18 protein-coding genes are annotated in these 24,064 nt (G+C 70.8%); 8 read left to right on the forward strand and 10 right to left on the reverse strand.

The features are described from left to right. Nucleotides 1–8: 8 nt before the first annotated feature. From LWP59_RS20835 to LWP59_RS20850, 4 genes are read right to left on the reverse strand one after another with little or no spacing between them, the layout of a single operon-like run. Nucleotides 9–1,607 carry an acyl-CoA carboxylase subunit beta gene (locus tag LWP59_RS20835; protein WP_186383450.1) on the reverse strand — a complete coding sequence of 533 codons (1,599 nt, stop codon included), beginning with the start codon at nucleotides 1,605–1,607 and terminating at the stop codon, nucleotides 9–11. Continuing rightward, nucleotides 1,604–2,725, reverse strand: coding sequence for an acyl-CoA dehydrogenase family protein (locus tag LWP59_RS20840; RefSeq protein ID WP_144643121.1), 1,122 nt, complete (start codon nucleotides 2,723–2,725; stop codon nucleotides 1,604–1,606). Before LWP59_RS20840 ends, LWP59_RS20835 begins: the two co-directional genes overlap by 4 nt. Next, a complete protein-coding gene (locus LWP59_RS20845) occupies nucleotides 2,722–4,407 on the reverse strand; it encodes an acyclic terpene utilization AtuA family protein (RefSeq protein WP_144643122.1) in 1,686 nt (561 codons plus the stop codon). Before LWP59_RS20845 ends, LWP59_RS20840 begins: the two co-directional genes overlap by 4 nt. Then, a complete protein-coding gene (locus LWP59_RS20850) occupies nucleotides 4,404–5,192 on the reverse strand; it encodes a TIGR03084 family metal-binding protein (protein WP_144643123.1) in 789 nt (262 codons plus the stop codon). The genes LWP59_RS20845 and LWP59_RS20850 overlap by 4 nt, the downstream gene beginning before the upstream one ends. A 94-nt stretch (nucleotides 5,193–5,286) precedes the next feature. On the opposite strand from LWP59_RS20850, the gene LWP59_RS20855 reads away from it, so the two are divergent. The 6 genes from LWP59_RS20855 to LWP59_RS20880 all read left to right on the forward strand — a co-directional run bounded on the left by LWP59_RS20855 (nucleotide 5,287) and on the right by LWP59_RS20880 (nucleotide 15,330). Continuing rightward, nucleotides 5,287–6,111: an enoyl-CoA hydratase-related protein gene (locus LWP59_RS20855; protein ID WP_144643124.1), complete on the forward strand. Its 825-nt coding sequence runs from the start codon at nucleotides 5,287–5,289 to the stop codon at nucleotides 6,109–6,111. Nucleotides 6,112–6,292: 181 nt separating this feature from the next. Further along, entirely contained in the window at nucleotides 6,293–10,189 is a 3,897-nt protein-coding gene (locus tag LWP59_RS20860; RefSeq protein WP_144643125.1) for a ribonucleoside-diphosphate reductase subunit alpha, read from the forward strand. Continuing rightward, nucleotides 10,186–11,214, forward strand: a complete 1,029-nt coding sequence (locus LWP59_RS20865; protein WP_267903813.1) for a ribonucleotide-diphosphate reductase subunit beta — start codon at nucleotides 10,186–10,188, stop codon at nucleotides 11,212–11,214. Before LWP59_RS20860 ends, LWP59_RS20865 begins: the two co-directional genes overlap by 4 nt. 161 nt (nucleotides 11,215–11,375) lie before the next feature. Beyond that, a complete protein-coding gene (locus LWP59_RS20870) occupies nucleotides 11,376–12,806 on the forward strand; it encodes a cytochrome P450 (RefSeq protein WP_144643126.1) in 1,431 nt (476 codons plus the stop codon). A 218-nt stretch (nucleotides 12,807–13,024) separates the two neighbouring features. Beyond that, complete coding sequence (locus tag LWP59_RS20875; RefSeq protein ID WP_229857239.1) at nucleotides 13,025–14,878, forward strand: diguanylate cyclase domain-containing protein; 1,854 nt, start codon at nucleotides 13,025–13,027, stop codon at nucleotides 14,876–14,878. After that, nucleotides 14,875–15,330, forward strand: a complete 456-nt coding sequence (locus tag LWP59_RS20880; protein ID WP_144643127.1) for a peroxiredoxin — start codon at nucleotides 14,875–14,877, stop codon at nucleotides 15,328–15,330. The genes LWP59_RS20875 and LWP59_RS20880 overlap by 4 nt, the downstream gene beginning before the upstream one ends. Here the strand turns inward: LWP59_RS20880 and LWP59_RS20885 are convergent. The 3 genes from LWP59_RS20885 to LWP59_RS20895 form a co-directional block, all read right to left on the reverse strand. After that, nucleotides 15,316–15,852 (reverse strand): GNAT family N-acetyltransferase, encoded by a 537-nt coding sequence (locus tag LWP59_RS20885; protein WP_144643128.1) that lies wholly within the window; start codon nucleotides 15,850–15,852, stop codon nucleotides 15,316–15,318. The two genes, LWP59_RS20880 and LWP59_RS20885, sit on opposite strands and share 15 nt — an antisense overlap. Before the next feature lie 41 nt (nucleotides 15,853–15,893). After that, nucleotides 15,894–17,054, reverse strand: a complete 1,161-nt coding sequence (locus LWP59_RS20890; protein WP_144643129.1) for an LCP family protein — start codon at nucleotides 17,052–17,054, stop codon at nucleotides 15,894–15,896. A 99-nt stretch (nucleotides 17,055–17,153) separates the two neighbouring features. After that, complete coding sequence (locus LWP59_RS20895) at nucleotides 17,154–17,834, reverse strand: alpha/beta hydrolase (RefSeq protein ID WP_144643130.1); 681 nt, start codon at nucleotides 17,832–17,834, stop codon at nucleotides 17,154–17,156. Between the two features lie 50 nt (nucleotides 17,835–17,884). Between LWP59_RS20895 and LWP59_RS20900 the strand changes: the two genes are divergently transcribed. After that, nucleotides 17,885–18,586, forward strand: a complete 702-nt coding sequence (locus LWP59_RS20900) for a sugar isomerase domain-containing protein (protein ID WP_144643131.1) — start codon at nucleotides 17,885–17,887, stop codon at nucleotides 18,584–18,586. A gap of 4 nt (nucleotides 18,587–18,590) precedes the next feature. Here the strand turns inward: LWP59_RS20900 and LWP59_RS20905 are convergent, their stop codons facing one another. Next, the gene (locus LWP59_RS20905) at nucleotides 18,591–20,456 is read right to left on the reverse strand and encodes an ABC transporter ATP-binding protein (RefSeq protein ID WP_144643132.1); all 1,866 of its coding nucleotides are present in this window, start codon (nucleotides 20,454–20,456) and stop codon (nucleotides 18,591–18,593) included. Nucleotides 20,457–20,689: 233 nt separating this feature from the next. On the opposite strand from LWP59_RS20905, the gene LWP59_RS20910 reads away from it, so the two are divergent. After that, on the forward strand, nucleotides 20,690–21,985 hold the full coding sequence (locus LWP59_RS20910) for a glycosyltransferase 87 family protein (RefSeq protein WP_144643133.1): 1,296 nt from the start codon (nucleotides 20,690–20,692) through the stop codon (nucleotides 21,983–21,985). Here LWP59_RS20910 and LWP59_RS20915 read toward each other — a convergent pair. Further along, the gene (locus tag LWP59_RS20915) at nucleotides 21,963–22,172 is read right to left on the reverse strand and encodes a helix-turn-helix domain-containing protein (protein WP_005437638.1); all 210 of its coding nucleotides are present in this window, start codon (nucleotides 22,170–22,172) and stop codon (nucleotides 21,963–21,965) included. The two genes, LWP59_RS20910 and LWP59_RS20915, sit on opposite strands and share 23 nt — an antisense overlap. A gap of 250 nt (nucleotides 22,173–22,422) precedes the next feature. After that, the gene (locus LWP59_RS20920; protein WP_144643134.1) at nucleotides 22,423–24,051 is read right to left on the reverse strand and encodes an ABC-F family ATP-binding cassette domain-containing protein; all 1,629 of its coding nucleotides are present in this window, start codon (nucleotides 24,049–24,051) and stop codon (nucleotides 22,423–22,425) included. Nucleotides 24,052–24,064 lie beyond the last annotated feature (13 nt).

Consider the following 24,064-nt stretch of genomic DNA (forward strand, 5'->3'; position numbering starts at 1 on the left):
CCTCGCCCTCACATCCGGAAGACGCCGAAGCCCTCGGCGCCCCTGATCGGCCCGTTGTGGATCGCGGACAGGCTCATCCCGAGCACGGTCCGCGTGTCGCGCGGGTCGATGATGCCGTCGTCGTAGAGCATCCCGGACAGGAACATCGGCATCGACTCGGCCTCGATCTGCTGCTCCACCATCGCGCGCATCGCCTTGTCGGCGTCCTCGTCGTAGGCCTGCCCGCGGTTGGCGGCCGAGGCCCGCGCGACGATCGAGAGCACGCCGGCCAGCTGTTGCGGCCCCATCACCGCGGACTTCGCACTCGGCCAGGCGTAGAGGAACCGCGGCCCGTACGCCCGCCCGCACATGCCGTAGTGCCCGGCGCCGTAGGAGGCGCCCATGAGCACCGAGAGGTGCGGCACCTTCGAGTTGGACACCGCGTTGATCATCATCGCGCCGTGCTTGATGATGCCGGCCTGCTCGTACTCCTTGCCGACCATGTAGCCGGTGGTGTTGTGCAGGAAGATCAGCGGGGTGTCGGACTGGTTGGCCAGCTGGATGAACTGGGTGGCCTTCTGCGACTCCTGGCTGAACAGCACGCCCTGTGCGTTGGCGAGGATGCCGACCGGGTAGCCGTGCAGGTCGGCCCACCCGGTCACCAGGCTGGTGCCGTACAGCGGCTTGAACTCGTCGAAGTCCGAGCCGTCGACGATCCTGGCGATCACCTCGCGCGGGTCGAACGGCACCTTCAGGTCCCCGGGCACGATGCCGGCGAGCTCCCCGGGGTCGTAACGCGGCTCGGCGTAGCCGGGTTTCGGGGCGGGGCCCTGCTTGTGCCAGTTGAGCCGCTTGACGATGCTGCGCCCGATGCGGATCGCGTCCTGCTCGTCGAGCGCGAGGTAGTCGGCGAGGCCGGAGGTGCGCGCGTGCATCTCGGCGCCGCCGAGCGACTCGTCGTCGGACTCCTCGCCGGTCGCCATCTTCACCAGCGGTGGCCCGCCGAGGAACACCTTCGCCCGTTCCTTGACCATCACCACGTAGTCGGACATGCCGGGCAGGTACGCGCCGCCCGCGGTCGAGTTGCCGAACACGAGGGCGACGGTGGGGATGCGCTCGGCCGAGGCGTTGGTGAGGTTGCGGAAGGTGCGCCCGCCCGGGATGAAGATCTCCTTCTGGGTGGGCAGGTCCGCGCCGCCGGACTCGACGAGGTTGATCGTCGGAAGCCGGTTCTCGGCCGCGATCTCCGCCGCCCGCAGCCCCTTCTTGAGGCTGGCGGGGTTGCTCGCGCCGCCCTTCACCGTGGGGTCGTTGGCGACGATCACGCACTCGACGCCCTCGACCGTGCCGATGCCGGTCACCACGCTGCCGCCGACGTGGTAGTCGGTGCCCCAGGCGGCGAGCGGGGACAGCTCCAGGAACGGCGAGTCCTCGTCCAGCAGCAGCTCGACGCGTTCGCGGGCCGGCAGCTTCCCGCGCCTGCGGTGCCGCTCGACGTACTTCTCCCCGCCCCCGGCGATCGCCTTGGCGTGCTCGGCCGTCAGCTCGGCGAGCTTGGCCAGCATCGCCTCGCGGTTCGCCGCGAACACCTCGCCCGCGGGGTCCACTGTGGATCGGATGACGCTCAAGCGGTGTACCCCAATCGTTTCGCGGCCAGTCCGGTGAGGATCTCGCTCGTGCCGCCGCCGATGCCGAGGATGCGCACGTCCCGGTAGTGCCGCTCCACCTCGGACTCGCGCATGTAGCCGAGTCCGCCGTGCAGCTGCACCGCCTCGTTCACCACCCACTCGGCCGCCTCGACGGCGCTGTTCTTGGCGAAGCAGGCTTCCGCGATGACGTCCTCCCCCGCCACGTAGCGCTCCGCGACGTGGCGCGTGTAGACACGGGCGAGGTCGACCCGGCGGGCCATCTCGGTCAGCTTGTGCTGCACGACCTGACGCGAGATGAGCGGCCGCCCGAAGGTCTCCCGCAGCCGGCACCAGTCCAGGGTGAGGTCCAGCGCGCGCTGCGCCGTCGCGTAGGCCTGCACCGCGAGCGAGACGCGCTCGGTGACGAACTGCGTCGCGATCTGCACGAACCCGCTGTTCTCCGGGCCGACGAGGTTTTCCACCGGCACGTGCACATCCGCATAGGACAGCTCGGCGGTGTCCGAGCAGTGCCAGCCCATCTTCTCCAGCTTGCGGCTCACCGTGAATCCCGGCCTGCCGCGCTCGACGACGAGCAGTGAGATGCCGTGCGCCCCCGGCCCGCCCGTGCGCACGGCGGTCGTCACGAAGTCGGCACGGCAGCCGGAGGTGATGAACGTCTTGGCGCCGTTGACGACGTAGTGGTCGCCCTCGCGGCGCGCGGTGGTGCGGATGCCGGCGACGTCGGAGCCACCGCCGGGTTCGGTGATGGCGAGCGAGCCGATCAGCTCGCCCTCGAGCGTCGGGCGCACCCAGCGCTCGATCTGCCCCGGATCCCCGGCCGCCGCGATGTGCGGCACCGCGATCCCGTTGGTCAGCAGGGACGCGATCAGGCCGCCCGAGCCACCGGCGTGGAGCATCTCCTCGGCCACCGTCATCGCGTCGAGGTAGGTCCCGCCGCCGCCACCGACGCTCTCCGGGAACGACACCCCGAGCAGCCCGATCGCACCGGCCTTGCGATGCAACTCGCGGGGCAGCTCCCCGGCCCGCTCCCAGTCGTCGAGGTGGGGCAGCACCTCGTTCTCGACGAAGCGCCGCACCAGTTTCCGCAGCTCGTTCACAGCAGCACCTCGGGAACATCCACGTGGCGGGACCGCAGCCACTCGCCGAGCGCCTTGGCCTGCGGGTCGAAGCGCGCCTGCGCGGCGACTCCCTCGCCGAGCAGGCCGGTCACCACGAAGTTCAGCGCCCGCAGGTTCGGCAGCAGATGCCGGCGCACCGGCAGCGAGGCCGTCTCGGGCAGCAGGCGCTGGAACTCTTCCACGGTGAGGGCGTTCGCGAGCCAGCGCCACGCCTCGTCGGAGCGCACCCACACGCCGAGGTTCGCGTCGCCGCCCTTGTCCCCGCTCCGGGCGCCGACGATCGTGCCCAGCGCCACCCGCCGGGTGCTCCCACCCAGGGGCGCCGGCAGCTCAGGTTCGTCCACATCGGACAACGGCAGCGTCTCGGCCGCCGGGTCGATGTCGGCGCGGGTACCGTCCGGCAGGACCGCGACGTGCGGCACGGTGCCGGCATCCACATAGGACGCGGTGTAGACGCCGTACGGCGAGGCGTCCGACGGCGGCGCGGTGACGTGGAAGCCCGGGTAGCTGGCCAGCGCCAGCTCGATGGCCGCACCGCTGAACGCGCGGCCGGCGACCTTCGGGTCCGCGTCCTTGACCGCACAGTGCAGCAGGGCGCTCGCCCGCTGCTCGGTGTCGGCGTCCTCGTGGTCGGTGCGGGCCAGCGTCCAGCGGATCTCGGCCGGCGGGTTGTCCGTGAGCGAGCTCTCCAGCTGCTCCCGCACGAGCGCGGCCTTCGCCTCGATGTCGAGGCCGGTCAGCACGAACGTGGTCTCGTTGCGGAACCCGCCGAGGCGGTTGAGCGCGACCTTGAGCGTCGTCGGCGGCGGCTCGCCCTTCGCGCCGCTGATCCGGACCCGGTCCGGGCCTTCCTGGTCGAGCGCGAGGGTGTCGAACCTGGTGGTCACGTCGGGCCCGGCGTAGCGGGCACCGGTGATCTCGTACAGCAGCTGGGCGGTGACCGTGCCGACGGTGACCACTCCCCCGCTGCCCTCGTGCTTGGTGATGACGCTCGCGCCGTCGGCCTCGATCTCGGCGATCGGGAACCCGGGCGTGCCCAGGTCGTGCTCGGTGAAGAACGCGTAGTTCCCGCCCGTGGCCTGCGCCCCGCACTCGATGACGTGCCCGGCCGCCACCGCCCCGGCGAGCGCGTCGTAGTCCTGCCGGCCCCAGCCGTAGTGCGCGGCGGCCGGTCCGACGACCACGGAGGCGTCCGTCACGCGACCGGTCACGACCACCTCGGCACCCGCGTTCAGGCATTCGGCGATGCCCCATGCCCCGAGATAGGCGTTGGCCGTGAGCGGCTCCCCGAGCCCCAGCTCCCCGGCACCGCCCACCAGGTCGTCGCCCTCGACGTGCGCCACGGCCACTTCGAGCCCCAGCTTCGCCGCCAGCTCGCGGATCGCGTCCGCGAGCCCCGCCGGGTTGAGCCCGCCCGCGTTCGTGACGATCTTGACGCCCTTTTCCTTGGCCAGCCCGAGGTTCTCCTCCAGCTGGCGCAGAAAGGTCCTGGCGTAGCCGCGGCCGGGGTCCTTGAGCCGGTCCCGCCCGAGGATGAGCATGGTCAGCTCGGCGAGGTAGTCACCGGTGAGCACGTCGAGCGGGCCGCCGGTGAGCAGCTCGCGGACGGCGGAGAAGCGGTCGCCGTAGAACCCGGAGGCGTTGCCGATGCGCAGGGTCACCCGAACTGCCCCGCCTTCCGGCCGCGGCCGGGCGGGCCGGCGAACGCCTGCGCGATCTCCAGCCACTTCACCGCGTCCGCGCCTACGGCTTGGAGATCGGTGTCGGCGGGATGCCGCCGCTGCGTGACGACCAGGCAGAAGTCGAGCGCGCTGCCGGTGACGCGCTGCGTGGCGTCCGCCGGCCCGTAGGCCCACAGCTCGCCGTCGGGCGCCCGCAGCTCCACCCGGAACTCCGCGGCGGGCGGCGCCAGCGAGTGCACGGCGAAGGCGAAGTCCCGTGTCCGCACGCCGAACCGCGCGATGTGCCGGAGGCCGCCGCCCGGTTCGCGGCGCAGGCCGAGCGCGTCGTACACGTCCTGTGCGTGGGCCCAGGTCTCCATCAGCCGGGCGGTCGTCATCGACGCGGCGCTCATCGGCGGCCCGTACCAGGGGAACTTGCTGCCCGGCGGCGCCGCCGGCAACGCCGCGGCGAGCGCTTCTCGCCCCGCACGCCACCGCGCCAGCAGCTCCTCGCGCGGCTTCTTCGCCTCCTCGGCAATCCCTTCGCCGACGTAGCCGGGACCGGCGGCGAGCGCACGCTTGATCTCTTCCGGGAAGTCCCCCGGGGTGCGGACGGCGATCAGCGCCTTGGCGTCCGTCCAGGCCAGGTGCGCGATCTGATGGCCGATCGTCCAGCCCTCGGCCGGCGTCGGCGTCGCCCAGTCGGTGCCCGGCCCGGCCACGACGTCGTCCAGCGACTGGCTTTCGGCCGCCAGATCGCCCAGGATCGGTCCCAGATCCACCACCGCACCCGCCTCCTCGCGCCTGCAGCGAGCGTGGCATCGGTGCAGAGAAAAATCAAGCACGCTTGATTGTTTTATCCCCCGAAGGAGACCGCCGATGGAGTACGCCGAGATCGTCTACACCGTGGAGGACCACATCGCCACGGTCAGCCTGAACCGTCCCGAGGCCCGCAACGGCTACACCGTGCGGATGTCCGACGAGCTCGCGGACGCCTTCGACCAGGCGGACTCAGACGAGCGGGTGCGGGTCGTGGTCTTCACCGGTGAGGGCGACGACTTCTGCGTCGGCGCGGACCTGTCGCAGGGCGGGTTCGACTTCGGCCCGGCCGAAGGCCCGTGGCAGGAGCCCGCCGGACGCTGCTCGAAGCGGGTCTACACGATGAACAAGCCGGTGATCGCGGCGATCCGGGGCGCGGCCGTCGGTGCCGGGATCACGATCACGCTGGCGTGCGACTACCGCCTCGCCGCGGCCGACGCCCGCTTCGGCTTCGTGTTCGCGCGCCGTGGCGTGTTCCCCGAGGGCGGGTCGGCGTGGTTCCTCCCCCGGCTCGTCAGCCTGGGCACGGCGCTCGACTGGATGATCAGCGGGCGGGTGTTCGGGGCCGGGGAGGCCAAGGCGGCGGGTCTCGTGCAGCGGGTGCACCAGCCCGGGGAGCTGCTGGACAAGGCGTACGAACTGGCGCGGGAGATCGCGGAGCGGACGGCGCCGGTGTCGGTCGCGGTCACCCGGCAGCTGCTCTACCGGATGTCCGGGGCCGAGACGCCGTTCCCCGCCTTCGAGCTCGAGTCGAAGCTGATCGCCGGGCTCCCGGACCACGCGGACGCGGTCGAGGGCGTGCTGTCGTTCTTCGAGAAGCGGGCGCCCCGGTTCCCCCTCGCGAGCGCCCGCGACCTGCCTCCGTATCTGCCCTGGCTGTCCTAGCAGATCCCGCCGACACGCCCGCATCTTGGGGTACGTGCGCACTCATACCCCAAGATGTAGTCTCTGGCTCACCGGTAGCCCCCAGCGCGGCAGACGCCGGCAGCACCGGTCACGCCTTTCGTCCAGCACGTCGTCGCCCCGTCGGCGTGCCGATCCCACGCGCCCTTTCTTGGAGTGATGCATGTCTGTGGAGACCACCTCACGGCCGGTGCGCAGCGCCGTGCAGGTCATCCGGCGCGACGGCAGCGTGTCCCCGTTCGACGCGAACAAGATCTCGGTCGCCCTGACCAAGGCCTTCCTCGCCGTCGAAGGGGACGCCGCCGCCGCGTCCTCGCGCGTCCACCACGTCGTCGGCGAGCTGACCACGCAGGTCGAGACCTCCCTGCTGCGCCACGCGAACGCCGAGACGTCGCTTCACATCGAGCAGATCCAGGACCTCGTCGAACTCGCGCTCATGCGCGGCGGTCACCACAAGGTGGCCCGCGCGTACGTCCTCTACCGCGAGGAGCACGCGAAGGCGCGCGAGAAGCCCGTCGAACCCGGCTCGCCCGCGCACGTCGACTGGGCGCGCGTCGAGCACGTCGTCGCGGAGGCCGTCGCCGGGCTCGACGACGTGTCGGCGGAGCCGGTGCTGGCCGAGACCAGGCGCAACCTCTACGAGGGCATCACGCCCGGTGAGCTGGGCACGGCGCTGATCATGGCCGCCCGCACGCTCGTCGAGAAGGAGCCCGGCTACTCCTACGTCACCGCGCGCCTGCTGCTGGACAAGCTGCGCGGCGAGGCACTGACGTATCTCGCGGGGCAACCGCGCCAGGCCGGCCACGACGAGATGAACTACCCCGGCTACTTCCGCGACTACCTCGCACGTGCGATCGAGCTGGAGCTGGCCGACGAGGAGCTGGCCGCCTTCAACCTGAAGAAGATCACCGCGGCGATCCGCCCGGAGCGCGACCTCGACTTCGGCTTCCTCGGCCTGCAGACCCTCTACGACCGGTACTTCCTGCACCACGACGGCACCCGGTTCGAGCTGCCGCAGGCGTTCTTCATGCGTGTCGCGATGGGCCTGGCGCTGCGGGAGGACGAAAGGGAATCTCGTGCAGTGGAGTTCTACGAGCTGCTCTCGACGTTCCGCTTCATGGCCTCGACGCCGACGCTGTTCAACTCCGGCACCACCCGGCCGCAGCTGTCCTCGTGCTTCCTGACCACTGTGGACGACGAGCTCGACTCGATCTTCCAGTCCTACAAGAACAACGCGCTGCTGGCCAAGTACTCCGGCGGCCTCGGCAACGACTGGACCCCCGTCCGCGGCCTCGGCGCGCACATCAAGGGCACCAACGGCGAGTCCCAGGGCGTGGTGCCGTTCCTCAAGATCGCCAACGACACCGCGGTCGCCGTGAACCAGTGTTTCGCGCCCGAGACCGGCATCTACACCGCCGACGGCGTCAAGGAGATCCAGAACATCCACCAGGGAGATCTGGTCCTCGGTTCGAGCGGCAGCTACCGCGAGGTGACCGACGTCCTCGCCTATGACCAGAGCGACCCGATGGTCGAGGTGAACGTCAAACACTCGGTGGAGCCGCTCACCGTCACCGCGGGCCATCCCTTCTTCGCAATTCAGGGCGTACCGCTCGGGCAGGAGAACCGCCGCACGCTCCAGTGGCTCGCCGAGGGCAAAGTACGCCCGGAATGGGTTGAGGCAGGCACTCTCACCAAGGGCGACTACATTGCCCAGGTAGTACCCGGCGAGGTAGTGCCGCTTCCCGGGTTCACCGAAGACGACGCGCGCCTTTACGGCATCCTGCTCGGCGACGGTCATCTGTCGAAGGCCGGGCAACAGTGGGGTGTATCCGGAAACCCAGAGCTGGACACGCATCTGGAGTTCGTTCGCAAGTACCTCAACGAACGCGGCATCCACTTCTGGGAAACCGGGCGCGGCGACAGCTACCTCCAGATCCACTGGGCTGCCGGCCGAGGCGTGCTGCCCGACGCCGCCACGGGCCGGATAACCGGTGCCGGTGTCCCTACCCTGCCCTTCACGGCTCCCGACATCTACGACGACGAGCACAACAAGCACATCGCTCGCAGGCTCTCGCATCTGCCCAAAGCGCAAACGCTCGCACTGTTGCAAGGTCTGCTGGAGACCGACGGCGGCGTGTCCCGCGGAGTGGAGGCCTATTTCACGACGACCTCCCGGCCACTCGCGGCCGGCGTGCGCTATCAGCTACTTCGGTTGGGAGTTCCTTCGGCCGGAGAGTACCGGGAGCGCGAGCAAAGCCATTTCGGACGCCGCTCGGATGGCCCCAGCACCACCTTCTCCGGCACCCTGAAGGCGTTCGATATCCGGGTTCCCGCGGTACCGGAGATCGCGCAGCTGATCGGGTGCCGCCCCCTCGCGAAGCGAAACTGGATCGAGTACCAGGGAATGGTCTTCTCCCGGGTACTCGACGTGCGAAGCGTCGATGTCGTACCGACTGTGTTCGATCTCAAGGTCGACGTGGACGAGTCCTACATGACTGTCGCGGGCCTGGTGCACAACGGCGGCAAACGGAAGGGCGCCGCCTGCGCGTATCTGGAGACGTGGCACGTCGACGTCGAGGAGTTCCTCGACCTGCGCAAGAACACCGGCGACGACCGGCGCCGGACGCATGACATGAACACCGCGAACTGGGTGCCCGACGAGTTCCTGCGCCGCGTCGAGGCCGACGCCGGCTGGACACTCTTCTCCCCCGACGAGACCCCGGACCTGCACGACCTCTACGGAACGGCCTTCGCCACCCGGTACCGCGAGTACGAGGCCGCCGCGGAGCGCGGCGAGATCAAGGTGTTCCGCCGGGTCCGGGCCGTCGACCTGTGGCGGCGGACGCTCACCATGCTCTTCGAGACCGGCCACCCGTGGATCACCTTCAAGGATCCGTGCAACCTGCGCTCGCCGCAGCAACACGCCGGCGTCGTGCACTCGTCGAACCTGTGCACCGAGATCATCCTGAACACCAGCGCCGACGAGGTCGCGGTGTGCAACCTCGGCTCGGTCAACCTGCTCGCGCACGTGAGCGCGGACGGGCTCGACACCGAACGGCTGGCGCGCACCGTCCGGACGGCCGTGCGGATGCTCGACAACGTGGTCGACATCAACTTCTACACGATCCCCGAGGCGCGCCGGTCCAACCTGCGCCACCGCCCGGTCGGGCTCGGCCTGATGGGCTTCCAGGACGCGTTGTTCGAGCTGGGCCTGCCACTGGCCTCGGCCGAGGCCGTCGAGTTCGCCGACCGCAGCATGGAGCACCTCAGCTACCACGCGATCTCGGCGTCGGCGGAACTGGCCGCCGAGCGCGGCCGCTACGAGTCCTTCGACGGATCGCTGTGGAGCAAGGGGATCCTGCCGATCGACTCGCTCCGCCTGCTCGCCGAAGCCCGCGAGGGCGACGACCTGGACGTCGACTACTCGTCCACCTTGGACTGGGACGCCCTGCGCGAGCGGGTGCGCGACACCGGCATGCGCAACTCCAACGTGATGGCGATCGCGCCCACCGCGACGATCTCCAACATCTGCGGGGTCGGGCAGTCGATCGAGCCGCAGTTCCAGAACCTGTTCGTCAAGTCGAACATGTCCGGCGACTTCACCGTGGTCAACCCGCACCTGGTGCGCAGTCTCAAGGAACGCGGCCTGTGGGACGAGGTGATGGTCGCGGACCTGAAGTACTTCGACGGCAGCCTCGGCCGGATCGACCGGGTGCCCGAGGACCTCAAGCGGCTGTACGCGACGGCGTTCGAGATCTCCAGCCGCTGGCTGGTGGACGCGGCCTCGCGACGGCAGAAGTGGATCGACCAGGCCCAGTCGCTCAACCTCTACCTCGACGCGCCCAGCGGCCGCAAGCTCGACGAGCTCTACCGCTACGCCTGGCACAAGGGCCTCAAGACCACGTACTACCTGCGGACACGCTCGGCCACCAGCGTCGAGAAGAGCACGTTGCGCGGCACCGACGGCAAGCTCAACGCTGTCCCGGCCGCTGCCGTCCCAGCCGCGCCCGAACCCGCTGCCTGCCGGATCGACGACCCCGACTGCGAGGCCTGCCAGTGACCACCCTGATCGACAGTGACGCCGGCCGGGTCAGCGTCGAGGACAAGGCGATGCTCAACGCCCGCGCCGACGTCAACCAGCTCCTGCCGCTCAAGTACTCCTGGGCCTGGGAGAAGTACCTCGCGGGGTGCAGCAACCACTGGATGCCGACCGAGGTCTCGATGCAGGCCGACATCGCGCTGTGGAAGTCGCGCGACGGCCTCACCGAGGACGAGCGCGTGCTGCTCAAGCGCAACCTCGGGTTCTTCGCGACCGCGGAGTCCCTGGTGGCCAACAACCTCGTGCTCGCGGTGTACCAGCGGATCACCAATCCCGAGTGCCGCCAGTACCTGCTGCGCCAGGCGTTCGAGGAGGCCGTGCACACCCACACCTTCCAGTACATCTGCGAAAGCCTCGGGCTCGCCGAGGGCGAGCTGTTCAACATGTACCGCGAGGTGCCCTCGATCACCGCGAAGGACGCGTGGGCACTGAAGTACACCCGCGGCCTGGAGGCCGGGGCGCCGCAGGACGACCAGGACTTCCTGCGTGACCTCGTCGCGTTCTACGTGGTCTTCGAGGGGATGTGGTTCTACACGGGGTTCGCGCAGATCCTCTCGCTCGGCAGGCGCAACAAGATGGTCGGCATCGCCGAGCAGTACCAGTACATCCTGCGCGACGAGTCGATCCACCTGAACTTCGGCATCGACTGCATCAACCAGATCAAGATCGAGAACCCGCACCTGTGGACGCCGGGGTTCCAGGCGGAGGTGCGCGGGATGCTGGTCGAGGCGTGCGAGCTGGAGGTGGCCTACGCGCGCGACACCATGCCACGCGGGATGCTCGGGCTGTCGGCGCAGCTGTGCGAGCAGTACATGCACTTCATCACCGACCGGCGCGCCCGGCAGATCGGGCTGGCGCCGGTCTTCGGTGCGGACGAGAACCCGTTCCCGTGGCTGTCGGAGGCCATGGACCTGAAGAAGGAGAAGAACTTCTTCGAGACCCGGGTGACCGAGTACCAGACGGGTGGTTCGCTCGACTGGGACTGACAACGGGGCTTGCCAGTTGAGGTGGGGGGCGGCAACCTGGGGTGAGTGCGGCACGGCAGGGAGGCGGGCCGGAACGGCGGGGCCGCTTGCGGTGGGCAAGCAACTTGCTCCGCCACACGCACCGCCACGCAAGCCACTCTCACCACTCTCGAGGAGGCACTGTGACGATCCGCGACCGGATTCCGCCCCTGACCTCGATCCCCTTGCCCAACGCCGTGGACCGGCGGCTGCTGACCCGGCGGCGGCCGGTCAGCGAGCTCGCCGCCCCGCCGCCGGGCAGCGGTCTCGCGCCGGTGCTCGGCGACGCGGGCGCGCCGGTGATCGGGCACGCCCTCGCGTCGATGCGGTTCGGCATCGACTTCGCCCTGCACCACTACGAGACCTACGGCCCGGTCTCGTGGATGGGCTCGTTCGGGCAGCGGTTCGTGGTGCTCGCCGGACCCGAGGCCACCCAGGTCGCGCTGGTGAACAAGGACAAGGCCTTCTCGCAGGAGGGCTGGAAGTTCTTCATCGAGCGCTTCTTCCACCGCGGGCTGATGCTGCTGGACTTCGAGGAGCACCACCTGCACCGGCGGATCATGCAGGAGGCGTTCACCCGCGACCGCCTCACCGGCTACGCGCGCCAGTTCGGGCCGGTGCTGCGGGACGGCATCGCGAACTGGGGCGAGACGGGACGGCCGCGGCTGTACTGGGCGCTCAAGCGGCTCACCCTCGACGTGGCCACCCGGGTGTTCATGGGCATGCGCTCGGAGTCGGGGCACGCGGCGCGGATCAACCGGGCCTTCGTCGACTCCGTGCGCGCGGCGACGGCGCTGGTGCGGTTCCCGGTGCCGGGCGGGCGCTGGGCCGCGGGCCTGGCCGGGCGGCGGACGCTGGAGGCCTACTTCGCCGAGAACCTGCCCGCGAAGCGGCGCGCCAACGGCGAGGACCTGTTCTCCGCGCTGTGCCACGCGACCGGCGAGGACGGCGAGCAGTTCAGCGACGACGACGTGATCAACCACATGATCTTCCTGATGATGGCCGCGCACGACACGACGACGATCACCAGCACCGCGGCCGCCTACCACCTGGCCAAGCATCCGGAGTGGCAGGAACGCGCCCGCGAGGAGTCCCTGGCGCTCGGCGACGAGCTGCCCGGCCTGGCCGCACTGGACGAGCTGACGACACTGGACCTGGTGATCAAGGAGTCGCTGCGGCTGACCGCGCCGGTGCCGTCGCTGCCCCGCAAGGCGGTCAGGGACGTCGACGTGCTGGGCCACTACGTCCCGGCCGGCTCGTTCGTGAACGTCTCGCCGAACACCAACCACTTCTCGCCCGGCCACTGGACGGACCCGCACGCGTTCGACCCGGAACGGTTCGCCGAGGGACGGCGCGAGGACAAGTCGCACCGCTACGCGTGGATGCCGTTCGGCGGCGGGGCGCACAAGTGCATCGGGCTGCACTTCGGCACGTACGAGGTGAAGGCGGTGCTGCACGAGATGCTGCGCGCGTACCGGTGGTCGGTGCCCGAGGGCTACCGGATGCGCTGGGACTACGTCTCGCTCCCGGTCCCGGTGGACGGGCTCCCCGTTCGCCTGACCCGGGCCGTGTGAACCGGGTGAGCCGCGTCCGATCTCCCTACACCGCGGCGGCCTGAATAATCACGAAAAGTGATCGCATCTACACTGATCACCACTCGTTCAGCCGGTAGACAGTGCCGACCCGAGATGATGGCGTGACATCACTCCGGGCAGGTACCGGACCAGCGGGGGCGCGCGAGCGCTCCTGCTGGGGCTGACCTGGCCTTTGTCCATCCAACAAGAGGTGAAGCGTGCCGGAACCTGGTGGGGCGCCAGGGTTGGCCGAGGTCGTCCGGCGATGGGCGGTCCGACTGGCCGACACGGATGGGGTAGGTCTTTCCGCCGACGCACTGGCGGACGTCCTGCAGGGCGTCGCCCGCGACGTCCTGGCGAAGGTCGACGCGGGCCGCGAGGCCGCCATCCGGCGGTTCAGCGCGCTCTACTCGGCAGCGCCGATGGGCATCGCGCTGGCCGACCCGTCCGGGGAGATCGTCGAGGTCAACGCCGCGCTCGGCACGTTCCTGGGCCAGAAGCCGGAGGACCTGCGCGGCCGGCACATCGCCGACCTGGGCTTCTCCCGCCGCGACGGGGAAAGGCTGCGCGCCGGGCTCGAGGAGCTGGAGGAGACCGACGTCGAGCACTACCGCGAGCGCGTCCGGCTCGCGCACGCCGACGACGCCGGCACCTGGGCCGACATCACCCTCGCGTCCCTGCCCGGCGACCGCTCCGGCTCGGCGTACCCGGTGCTGATGGTGCTGGACGCCAACGAGGTGCACTCGCTGCAGGAGACGCTGCGCCACCAGAGCGTGCACGACGCGCTCACCGGGCTGTCCAACGGCTCGCGCTTCAACACGATGCTCGAGGCCGCGCTCAGCCCGTCCGCTCGCGACCAGATCGCCTTGGTGTACCTGGACATCGACGGGTTCAAGGTCATCAACGACGGGCTCGGCGCCGGGGTCGGCGACCAGGTGCTGCGGGGGATCGCCCGCAAGCTCAAGGACGTCTTCGCCTCGCCCGACACGATCGTCGCCCGGCTCTCCGGCGACGGCTTCGCCATCCTGTTGCGCGGCAAGCTGAACCCGAGCGACGTGATCACGCTCGTCGAGCGCGCGCTGGAGGAGCTGGGCGAGCCGATCTACCTCGGCGACCACGGCATCGGGGTCAGCGCGAGCGCCGGCATCGTCGTGCGGGACGTCACCGAGGGAGGTCCCGAGGACCTGCAGCGCGCCGCCGAGATCGCCCTGCATCGCGCCAAGGAGGCAGGCAAGGCGCAGTGGATGCTGTTCGACCCGGAGCTCGACGCGCGCGACCGCGCCCGCTACCGGCTCGGCGCCGAGATCGCCGGGGCGCTGGAGAACGGCGAGTTCTCGCTGATCTACCAGCCGACGGTGCGGCTCGCCGACCACGGCCGGCTCGCCGCGGTGAACGCCGCCCTGCGCTGGCACCACCCGGAGCTGGGCGAGCTCGACTCGGCCGAGTTCTACCCGCTCGCCGACACCACCGGCATGACGATCCCGCTCGGCAAGTGGCTGCTGGCCCGGTCGCTCGCCGCGGCGGCCCGCTGGCGTGAGCGCTACGGCGAGGCCGCGCCGGAGGTGTGCGTGCGGCTGCCACGGCGCCTGGCGATCGAGCCCGACCTGGTACGCCTGGTCAAGGACCAGCTGGACACCTACCGGCTGCCCGCGCACGCGCTGCGCCTGTGCACCGACAGCGCCTCGCTGCTCGACCCGCGTGGCGAGGTGCTGGAGTCGCTGTCGGTGCTGTCGGACCTTGGCGCGAAGCTGGTGCTGACGGTCAGCGGCTCGGCGGACCTGGAGCTGATCCCGGCGCACGGGCTGAAGGTGCAGCACGCGGTCCTCACCGGCCCGGCGGTGGACGCCGTGGCCGACAGCGAGGACGAGGCCGCCGCCCGCCACCTCGACCAGCTGATCACGCGGGCCCGCGAGCTGCAGCTGCGCATCGGCGCCGAGGGCGTGGTCGACGCCCGGCACGCCGAACGGCTGCGCGCCCACGGCGTGCTCGCCGCCCGTGGCCCGTTCGTCGCGACCTCGGCGACCGACGACGAGGTGGACGAGCTGATCGAACGGCACCGGGGGCAGCGGTGAAGCCCGGCGACCTGGTACCCGACTTCACGCTTCCCGACGAGACCGGCGAACCCCGTTCGCTGTCGGGCTTCCTCTCCGCGGGGCCCCTCGTGCTGTTCTTCTACCCGGCGGCGATGACGACGGGCTGCACCGCGGAGAGCTGCCACTTCCGGGACCTGGCCGAGGAGTTCGCCGAGACCGGCGCCCAGCGGGTGGGCATCAGCCCGGACCCGGTGGCCAGGCAACAGGAGTTCTCCGCGAAGCACGGGTTCGACTACCCTCTGCTGTCCGATGTGGACGGTGCGGTGGCCACCCTGTTCGGCGTCCGGCGGAAGTTCGGCCCGCTGCTGACCCGGCGGCACACGTTCGTGATCGACACCGACAGGCGCGTGCTCGAAGTGGTCAAGAGCGAGCTGCGGATGTCCGCGCACGCGGACCAGGCGCTGCGGGCGCTGCGCTCACGGGGCGTCTAGCCGCCAGTGCACGTGCACCCCGGTGCTCGCGGTACCACCCGGCAGCTCCGCCGGCGCGCCGCCGACCCGGGTGAAGCCCAGCCGCCGCGGGATGAGGCCGCTGCGCTCGTTGGCCTCGTCGTGGCGGATCTCCACCCGGTTGGCACCGATGCGGAACGCCTCCGCGGTCAGCAACGCGGCCGCCCTGGTCACCAGGCCGCGCCCGGCGTACGGCTTGCCGATCCAGTAGCCGATCTCCAGGCCGCCGTTGCCGATCCTGCTCATCAGCCCGCAGGCGCCGAGGATCTCGTCGTCCTCGGTGACGTTCGCGTAGTCGTAGGCCACCCCGTCCCGCCACTCCTGCTGGGTCTTGGTGAGGAACTCGACGCTGTCGGCCTCGCTGTACCCGGCCGCCGCCCACGGCATGAACGGCGCGAGGTGATCGAGCGAGTCGTGCACCGCGTGGTAGAGCGCGGCCGCGTCGTCGGGGCGCCAGCGGCGCAACCTGACCGCGCCGTCGGACAGTTCGGGTTCGGGTTCCATGCGCTCGATGCTGCCGGTTCGGCGGCACCGAGCGCATCCCGTTAATTCATGATCGCGCTGTCCGGGATGGCGGTGTCCCCGCGCAGCGCGTCGAACAGCTGCTTGGACTTGGTCTTGTCCCAGTTCTCCGCGGACGCCGAGGTCACCGGGACCGTCGTGGTGACCACGCCGCCGTCGGAGATGCCGCGCATCGCCCATGCCAGGCCGACCAGGTTCTGCAGGTGGTCGCCCGAGTCCATGGTCAGCGCGTCCGGCGCGGCCGAGAGCAGCGGGAAGAAGTGGAACGGGTTGAGCAGTGTGCCCGCGGTCGCGATCTGGCTCACCAGCGCGCCGATGAACTTGCGCTGGTTCTCCACCCGGTCCAGGTCCGAGCGCGGGGTCGCCTCGCTGTGCCGCATCCGGACGAAGCCCAGCGCGTGCGCGCCGTCGAGGGTCTGGCAGCCCGCCGGGATGGTGATGTTGGTGAAGTCGTCGTGCATCTGCGTCGGCACGCACATGTCGACGCCGCCGATCGCGTCCACGACGTTCGCGAACCCGCCGAAGCCGATCTCGGCGTAGTGGTCCATGCGCAGGCCGGTGGCCTGCTCGACGGTCTTCACCAGCAGCTGCGGGCCGCCGATCGAGAACGCGGAGTTGATCTTGCCCTTGCCGTGGCCGGGAATGCTGACCTGCGAGTCGCGCGGCAGGCTCAGCAGGGTCGGCTTGGTGCTGTTGTCCGGCAGGTGCGCGACCATGATCGTGTCGGTGCGCGAGCCACCGCCGGCGGCGGCGCTGTCCCCGGTGGCCAGCTGCTGCTCCTGCTCGGTGCTGAGCCCGTCGCGGCTGTCGGAGCCCACGATGAGCCAGTTCGTGCCCGACGCCGCGGCCGGGCGGCCGCTGTAGTCGGACAGCGCGTCGACGCGGTTGATCGAGCTGTCCAGGTAGATCCAGACCCCGGCGAGGAACACCACGAACAGCACGACGAGGGTCAGCAGGATCTTGCCGAAGCCGAACCGGCGCCTGCGGCGCGGCCGCCCCGGCAGTGGCTGCTGGTCGTACGGCGCCTCGGGCGGCTGCGGCGGCGGCCCCGCCGGGCGCCGCGGCATCGGCCGCGCCGGGGCGCCGCGGCCCGGCAGCGGCAGCATCTGCGCCGACTGGTGCTGCCGCGGGCCTCGCGGCTGCGGGCGCGAATAGCCGCCACCGTAGTCACCGCCGTAGGTCATGCGCTTCTCACCCGTCCCCGATCTCGGCCTGCGGTGTCCCAGTGAACCGCAAACTTACGCAACAAGGACGTGTGACTCCCCGAAAGGGTTGTGCGCGCACTACAGCGGCAGCCGTAACCGCTGGTCAGGTGCCTTCTTCCAGGCCGGCAGCGTGGCCGCGCCCGCGGCGTCGAGGGTGAACCCGCGCACCAGCCGGTTCCACGCCGGCGCGCGCAGCAGCATGGCGTGGGCCTCGGACATCAGCTCGAACCGCACGAGCCGGGCGGCCACCAGCCGGGCCCGCTCCGCGTAGGCGTAGGACTCCGCCGGGTTCGTGACGTGGTCGAGCGTGCCGTGCGCGATGAGCACGCTGCGCTCCTTCACCGGCTCGACGGGCTCGCCACGCGGCGTCCACGGCGCGAGCGCGCACACCGCCGTCACCGCCGGATCGTCGGCGACCCGCAGCGCGACCCGGCCGCCCATCGAGTGCCCGACGAGGAACACCGGCGCACCAGGGCGTTCTTCGTGGATGCGCGCCAGCGCCCACCGAGCGTCGGCGACCGGGTGCAGCCCGGGCTCGTTCCAGCCGCGGACCCTGTTGCGCAGCAACCGGACCTCGACGCCGTGCCGGGCCGCCGCGGCGGAGATCGCGCGCGCCAGCGGCAGCATGCGCAGGTACGCCAGGCCCCATGGGCGCACCTGCGCCAGGCCCGCTTCGGCGCCGCCGTGCAGGACCAGCGCGACGGCCCGCACCGGCCCCTTGGCCGCCCACACGCGCAGGGCGGGAATCCGATCGGTCACTTCGTGATCAACGCCCACGCCACCCCATTCTTCCCGATAGTGTCTCCCGCGTGATCGGAGATCTGGTGACTGAAGCGGTGCGTGCCGCCGAGACCGACAACGCCGAGCAGGTCGCGCGGGCGGCCGAGCTGGTGGTGAAAAGCCTGCGCGCCGACGGGCTGGTCTTCACCGCGGGCGCCGGCCACTCGCTGGCCGCCGTGGCGGAGACCTTCTACCGGGCCGGCGGGTTGGCCTGCGTGTACCCGCTGTACCACCCGCAGCTGCTGCCGCTGCACGGCGCGCAGTCGAGCACGTCCGCCGAGCGCCGCAGCGGCCTGGCGGCCGAGGTGCTCGGCGCCGCGGCGCCCGGCCCGGAGGACGTGCTGGTCGTGTTCTCCACCTCCGGCGTCAACCCCTACCCGGTGGAGCTGGCGCGGGCCGCCCGCGCCGCCGGTGCGCCCGTCGTCGCCGTCAGCTCCCGGCGGTCGGTCGCCGCGGCGCCCCGGCGGGCCGGCAGCACCCTGATCGAGGAGGCCGACGTCGTGCTCGACACCGGCGTCCGCCCGGGCGACTCGAGCTTCCCGCCCGAGGAGCCCCGCACGGCCGCGCTCTCGACGATCCTCAACGCGTTCCTGTGGAACGCGGTCCTGGCGAAGGTGGTGACCCTGGCCGAGGACGCGCCACTGTGGCGCAGCTCCAACGTGGCCGGCGGGGACGAGGCCAACTCCGCGCTCTTCGCGCGTTACCAGCCCCGGGTGCCCGCCCTGGCCTGACGCCTCAGGCCGCGGCGGGCTCCTCGGCGAACTGCGTGTGATAGAGGTCGGCGTAGCGGCCCTCGGCGGTGAGCAGCTCCTCGTGCGTACCGCGTTCGACGATCTCGCCGCCCTCGACGACGAGGATCTGGTCCGCGGCGCGCACGGTGGAGAGCCGGTGCGCGATCACGAGTGCCGTCCGTCCGGCGAGCGCGTGCGTGAGCGCCTCGCCGACGGCGGCCTCGGACTCCGAGTCCAGGTGGGCGGTCGCCTCGTCGAGCACGATCACCCGCGGCTGCGCCAGCAGCAGGCGGGCGATGGTGAGCCGCTGCCGTTCCCCGCCGGAGAGCCGGTAGCCACGCTCCCCCACCACCGTCTCGAGCCCGTCGGGCAGCGACCGCACCAGGTCCGCGAGCCGGGCCCGCCGCAGCGCGTCCCAGATCTCCTCCTCGGTGGCGCCGGGTCGCGCGTAGGCGAGGTTGCCGCGGATCGTGTCGTGGAACAGGTGCCCGTCCTGGGTGACCACGCCCACGGTCTCCCGGATCGAGGCGAAGCTCAGCTCCTTGACGTCCACATCGGACAGCCGGACGGTGCCGGAGTCGACGTCGTACAGGCGCGGCAGCAGGGTCGCGATGGTCGACTTCCCGGCGCCGGACGAGCCGACCAGCGCCACCATCTGCCCGGCCTCGGCGCGGAAGCTGATCCCGTGCAGCACCTCCTCGCCGCCCCGGCTGTCCAGAGTGGACACATCCTCCAGCGACGCGAGCGAGTACCGGTCGGGCGCGGGGTAGCCGAAGCGCACGTCGTCGAACTCCACCGTCACCCCGCCCGCCGGCACGGCACGCGCCCCGGGCTGCTCGGTGATCATCGGGTCGAGGTCGAGCACCTCGAAGACCCGCTCGAACGACACCAGCGCGGTCATCACGTCGACGCGCACGTTGGCCAGCGCCGTCAGCGGGCCGTAGAGCCTGGTCAGCAGCAGGGCCAGCGCGACCACGGTGCCGGGCTGCAGCTGCCCGCGGATGGCCAGCCAGCCGCCGAGCCCGTAGACCAGCGCCTGCGCGAGGGCGGAGACGAGGGTGAGGCTGGTCATGAACCAGCGGGTCAGCATCGCGGTGCGGACACCGATGTCGCGCACCCGCCCGGCGCGCTCGCCGAACTCGTCGGCCTCCTGCCGCGGCCGCCCGAACAGCTTCACCAGCGTCGCGCCCGGCGCGGAGAACCGCTCGGTCATCTGGGTGGTCATGCCCGCGTTGAGCTGGGCGGACTCGCGCTGCAGGCTGGCCATCCGGCGGCCCATCCGGCGCGCGGGCAGCACGAACACCGGCAGCAGCACCAACGCGAGCACGGTGACCTGCCAGGAAAGGGTCAGCATCACCGCGAGCGAGAGCACCAGCTGGATGACATTGGTGACGAGGCCGGACAGGGTGGCGGTGAAGGTGCGCTGGGCGCCGATCACGTCGTTGTTCAGCCTGCTCACCAGCGCGCCGGTGCGGGTGCGGGTGAAGAACGCGATGGGCAGCCGCTGCACGTGCTCGAACACCGCGCGGCGCAGGTCGAGGATCAGCCCCTCGCCGATGCGCGCGGACTGCCAGCGCTCCACGAGGCCGAACCCGGCGTCGGCGACCGCGAGCACGGCCACCACCACCGCCAGCATGATCACCAGCCCGGCCTGGCGGCCGCCCACGATGGTGTCGACCACCTTGCCCGCGATCAGCGGCGTGGTGACCGCGATGACCGCGGAGACCACCGTCAGCACGAGGAAGACCCCCAGGCTGCGCCAGTACGGCCGCGCGAAGCGGGCCACCCGCCGCACGGTGCCGGGCGCCAGCCCGCGCGGTGTGTCGTTGCCGCGCATCGCCGAGCTCAGCAATGACCAGCTGTTGTCCACAGCGCCCCTCCACCCTCGCCCCGAAATCTCGACATTACTTCAAGTTCTGTTCACATATGACCTGGACAACGTCATATCTGAGCACAAGCTTCCCGAAACCACCCACCATTTTCGCGCAGCGGCCCGGGTGCCGGTGTCCCGGGCGGCGGGTCCGCCGGGCATCCGCCTCCGGAAACCCCGGCTTGCGAGGATCCGGCAGGACGGCACCAAGGGCCCCTGTAATCTTGCTGGTCATGGGTGTCGAAGCGTTGCACTCTCCACTCGCCCGCACCCGTGCCGCGGTGTCGCCGCTGGCGCTGGACCTGGTCTTCTACCTCGGTTGCCTGAGCTACGCCGTGGCGACCGCGGCGGGCTCGGAATTCTACGGGTTCCGGGTGTGGGGCGGGTTCGCCGCGATCGGCTACGGGCTCGCCGCGGCGCACACGGTGTGGCTGTGGACGCAGCGCGGCCCCTCGGGCCGGTGGCGCTCCCGCCGCGCCGGCCTGGCCGCGATCGTCGTGTTCGCGATGCTGGTCCCGCTGGCCGTGCTCGTGGTGCGGCGGCTGACCGGTGTGGACTGGCTGATCACGCCCTACTCGTGGAGCGCGCAGCCCGAGGTGTGGGTGATCGAGCGGTCCGCGAGCCTGCTGCTGCGGCACGGAACGCCCTATGTGGACGTCACCGCGCTCGGCCGGCCCCCGGAGGTCAACGACTACACCCCCTACGGCCCGGTGATGGCGTTGTTCGGCCTGCCGCGCGCGCTGTTCGGCGGCAGCCCGGTGGCCGACGCGCTCACCGACGCGCGGCTGATGTTCGCACTGACCGCGTGCCTGTGCGCCTGGCTGACGCTCCGGCTCATGGGCAGGCCTCGGGTTCCGGTACGCGCGGTCCAGCTCGCGGTCGCCTGCCCGCTCACCGCGCTCACCTGGTCGGTGGCCGGACCGGACCTCGCGATCGTCGGGCTGCTGCTGGTGTCCGGCGCGCTGGCCGTGCGGGACCGCCCGGTGGGCTCGGCGATCGTGCTGGCGGCCGTGGTCAGCGCCAAGCTGATCGTGGCACCGGCCGTGGTGGTGCTCGCCGTGCTCGTGGCCGCACGGCTCGGCCGCGGCGCGCTCGCCCGGTTCGCGGGCACGTTCGTCCTGGCCGGAGCGGTGCTGACCGTGCCCGTGCTGCTGGTCGACCCGGCGGCGTTCGTCGAGCACGTGATCCGGTTCCCGGCAGGCCTCGGGGTCGTGACCTCGCCGGCGGCCAGCCCACTGCCCGGCTACCTCATCGCGAGCACCGGAACGGCGGGAAAGGCCGTCGCCTTCGTGCTGCTGGGCTCGGCGGCGCTCGCGATACTGAGCTGGCTCCTGCGCCGCCCGCCGGTGACCGGCTCGGACGCGATGCTGCGGATCGCCGCGGGACTCGGGGCGTTCACCCTGCTCACTCCGGCCACGCGTTACGGATATCTGGTGTACCCGCTCGTGCTGCTGGGCGCGATGCTGTGTTTCCGCCGCGCGGAAGGCCGGAACCTCAGTGGTACTACTACTTCTTCTTCACCCGGGTAGCGCCACCGCGCCCGCGCAACTGCACACCTGATTCGGAAAGTACGCGGTGCACAAAACCGTACGAACGTCCGGTCGACTCCGCGAGGGCACGAATACTGGCGCCCTTCTCGTATTTCTTCTTCAGGTCAGCGGCCAGCTTGTCGCGCGTGTTGCCGGTGATGCGCGCACCCTTCTTCAGGTCAGCCACGTCTTCCCGCCTTCCTACGACAGTGTTCGGGGCCTGTCGCGGCCCTGCACAGGCAATGATCGATCACCGCGCCGCGGAATGCCAGGCGACGAGCGAAAAAATCCTCGGAAACGGTCGATATTGGGCCATTTCAGTGTGGTTGCCTACAACAACTAAACACCTGGGCCCCGTATTCACCGGGTCCCGTTATTGTTGGCGGCCAGTCACCGCCCGCGCCGCTCGACTATCGAGCGGCGACGGGCGGATTGGATCAGGCCAGCTGCACGAGCTCGAGGTAGTCGGCCGACCAGTGGTCCTCGGTGCCGTCGGGCAACAGGATCACCCGCTCGGGCTCGAGCGCCTCGACCGCGCCGGGGTCGTGCGTCACCAGGACGACTGCGCCGCTGTAGCTGCGCAACGCGTCCAGCACCTGCGCGCGGCTGGCGGGGTCGAGGTTGTTCGTGGGCTCGTCGAGCAACAGCACGTTCGCCGCGCTGGACACCAGGCCCGCCAGCGCGAGGCGGGTTTTCTCGCCGCCGGAAAGGGTGCCCGCGGGCTGGTCGAGCTGCTCGCCGGTGAACAGGAAGGAGCCGAGCAGGTTCCGCAGCTCCTGGGCGCCGGTGTCCGGGGCGAGGTGGCGGATGTTCTCCCACACGCTCGCGTCGTGGTCCAGCGTCTCGTGTTCCTGCGCGTAGTAGCCCAGCCGAAGCCCGTGCCCCGGCACGACCTGCCCGGTGTCGGGCTTCTCCATGCCGCCCAGCAACCGCAGCAGCGTCGTCTTGCCCGCGCCGTTGAGCCCCAGCACCACAACCTTCGAGCCGCGGTCGATCGCGAGGTCGACGCCGGTGAAGATCTCCAGCGATCCGTACGATTTGGACAGTTCCTCGGCGGTGAGCGGCGTGCGGCCGCAGGGGGCGGGCGCGGGGAACTTGATGTGCGCGACCTTGTCGGCGTGGCGCGTCTCGTCGAGGCTCGCCAGCATCTGCTCGGCCCGGCGCGCCATGTTCTTCGCCGCGACCGCCTTGGTGGCCTTCGCGCCGAGCTTCGCGGCCTGCTGCTGCAGGGCCGAGGCCTTCTTCTCCGCGTTCGCCCGCTCGCGGCGACGGCGCTTCTCGTCGGTCGCGCGCGCTTCGAGGTAACGCTTCCAGTTCATGTTGTAGTGGTCGAGCTCGCCGCGGGTGGCGTCGAGGAACCACACCTTGTTGACCACCTCGTCGAGCAGCTCGACGTCGTGGCTGATGATCACCAGCCCGCCCTCGTGCGACTTGAGAAAGCCGCGCAGCCAGTTGATGGAGTCGGCGTCGAGGTGGTTGGTCGGCTCGTCCAGCAGCAGGATCGTGTCCGAGCGGCCCGAGGAGCCGACATCCGAGGCGGCGAACAGGATCCGGGCCAGCTCGACGCGACGGCGCTGCCCGCCGGAGAGCGTGCGCAGCGACTGTGTGAGAACGCGCTCGGCCAGGCCGAGATTCGCGCAGATTCGCGCGGCTTCGCTCTCCGCGGCGTAGCCGCCGAGTGCGGCGAACCGCTCCTCGAGCCGGCCGTACTTGCGGATCGCCCGGTCGCGCGCGTTGTCGTCGACGAGCTCCGACATCGCCGTCTGCGCCTTCTCCATGTCGCGCAGCAATGCGTCCAGGCCGCGCGCGGACAGCACGCGGTCCTTGGCGGTGACGGACAGGTCGCCTTCGCGCGGGTCCTGCGGCAGGTAGCCGATCTCGCTGCCGTGGCGGACGTCGCCGGAGTAGGGCTCGCCCTCGCCGGCGAGGACCTTGAGCGTGGTCGTCTTGCCGGCGCCGTTGCGGCCGACGAGGCCGATGCGGTCGCCCGGCTGGATGCGCAGGGTGGTGTCGGCGAGCAGGATGCGCGAACCGGCGCGCAGCTCGAGGCCGGTGGCCGTGATCAAGAGAACTCCCGGA

It is taken from the genome of Amycolatopsis acidiphila, from assembly GCF_021391495.1.
GTDB lineage: Bacteria > Actinomycetota > Actinomycetes > Mycobacteriales > Pseudonocardiaceae > Amycolatopsis_E > Amycolatopsis_E acidiphila.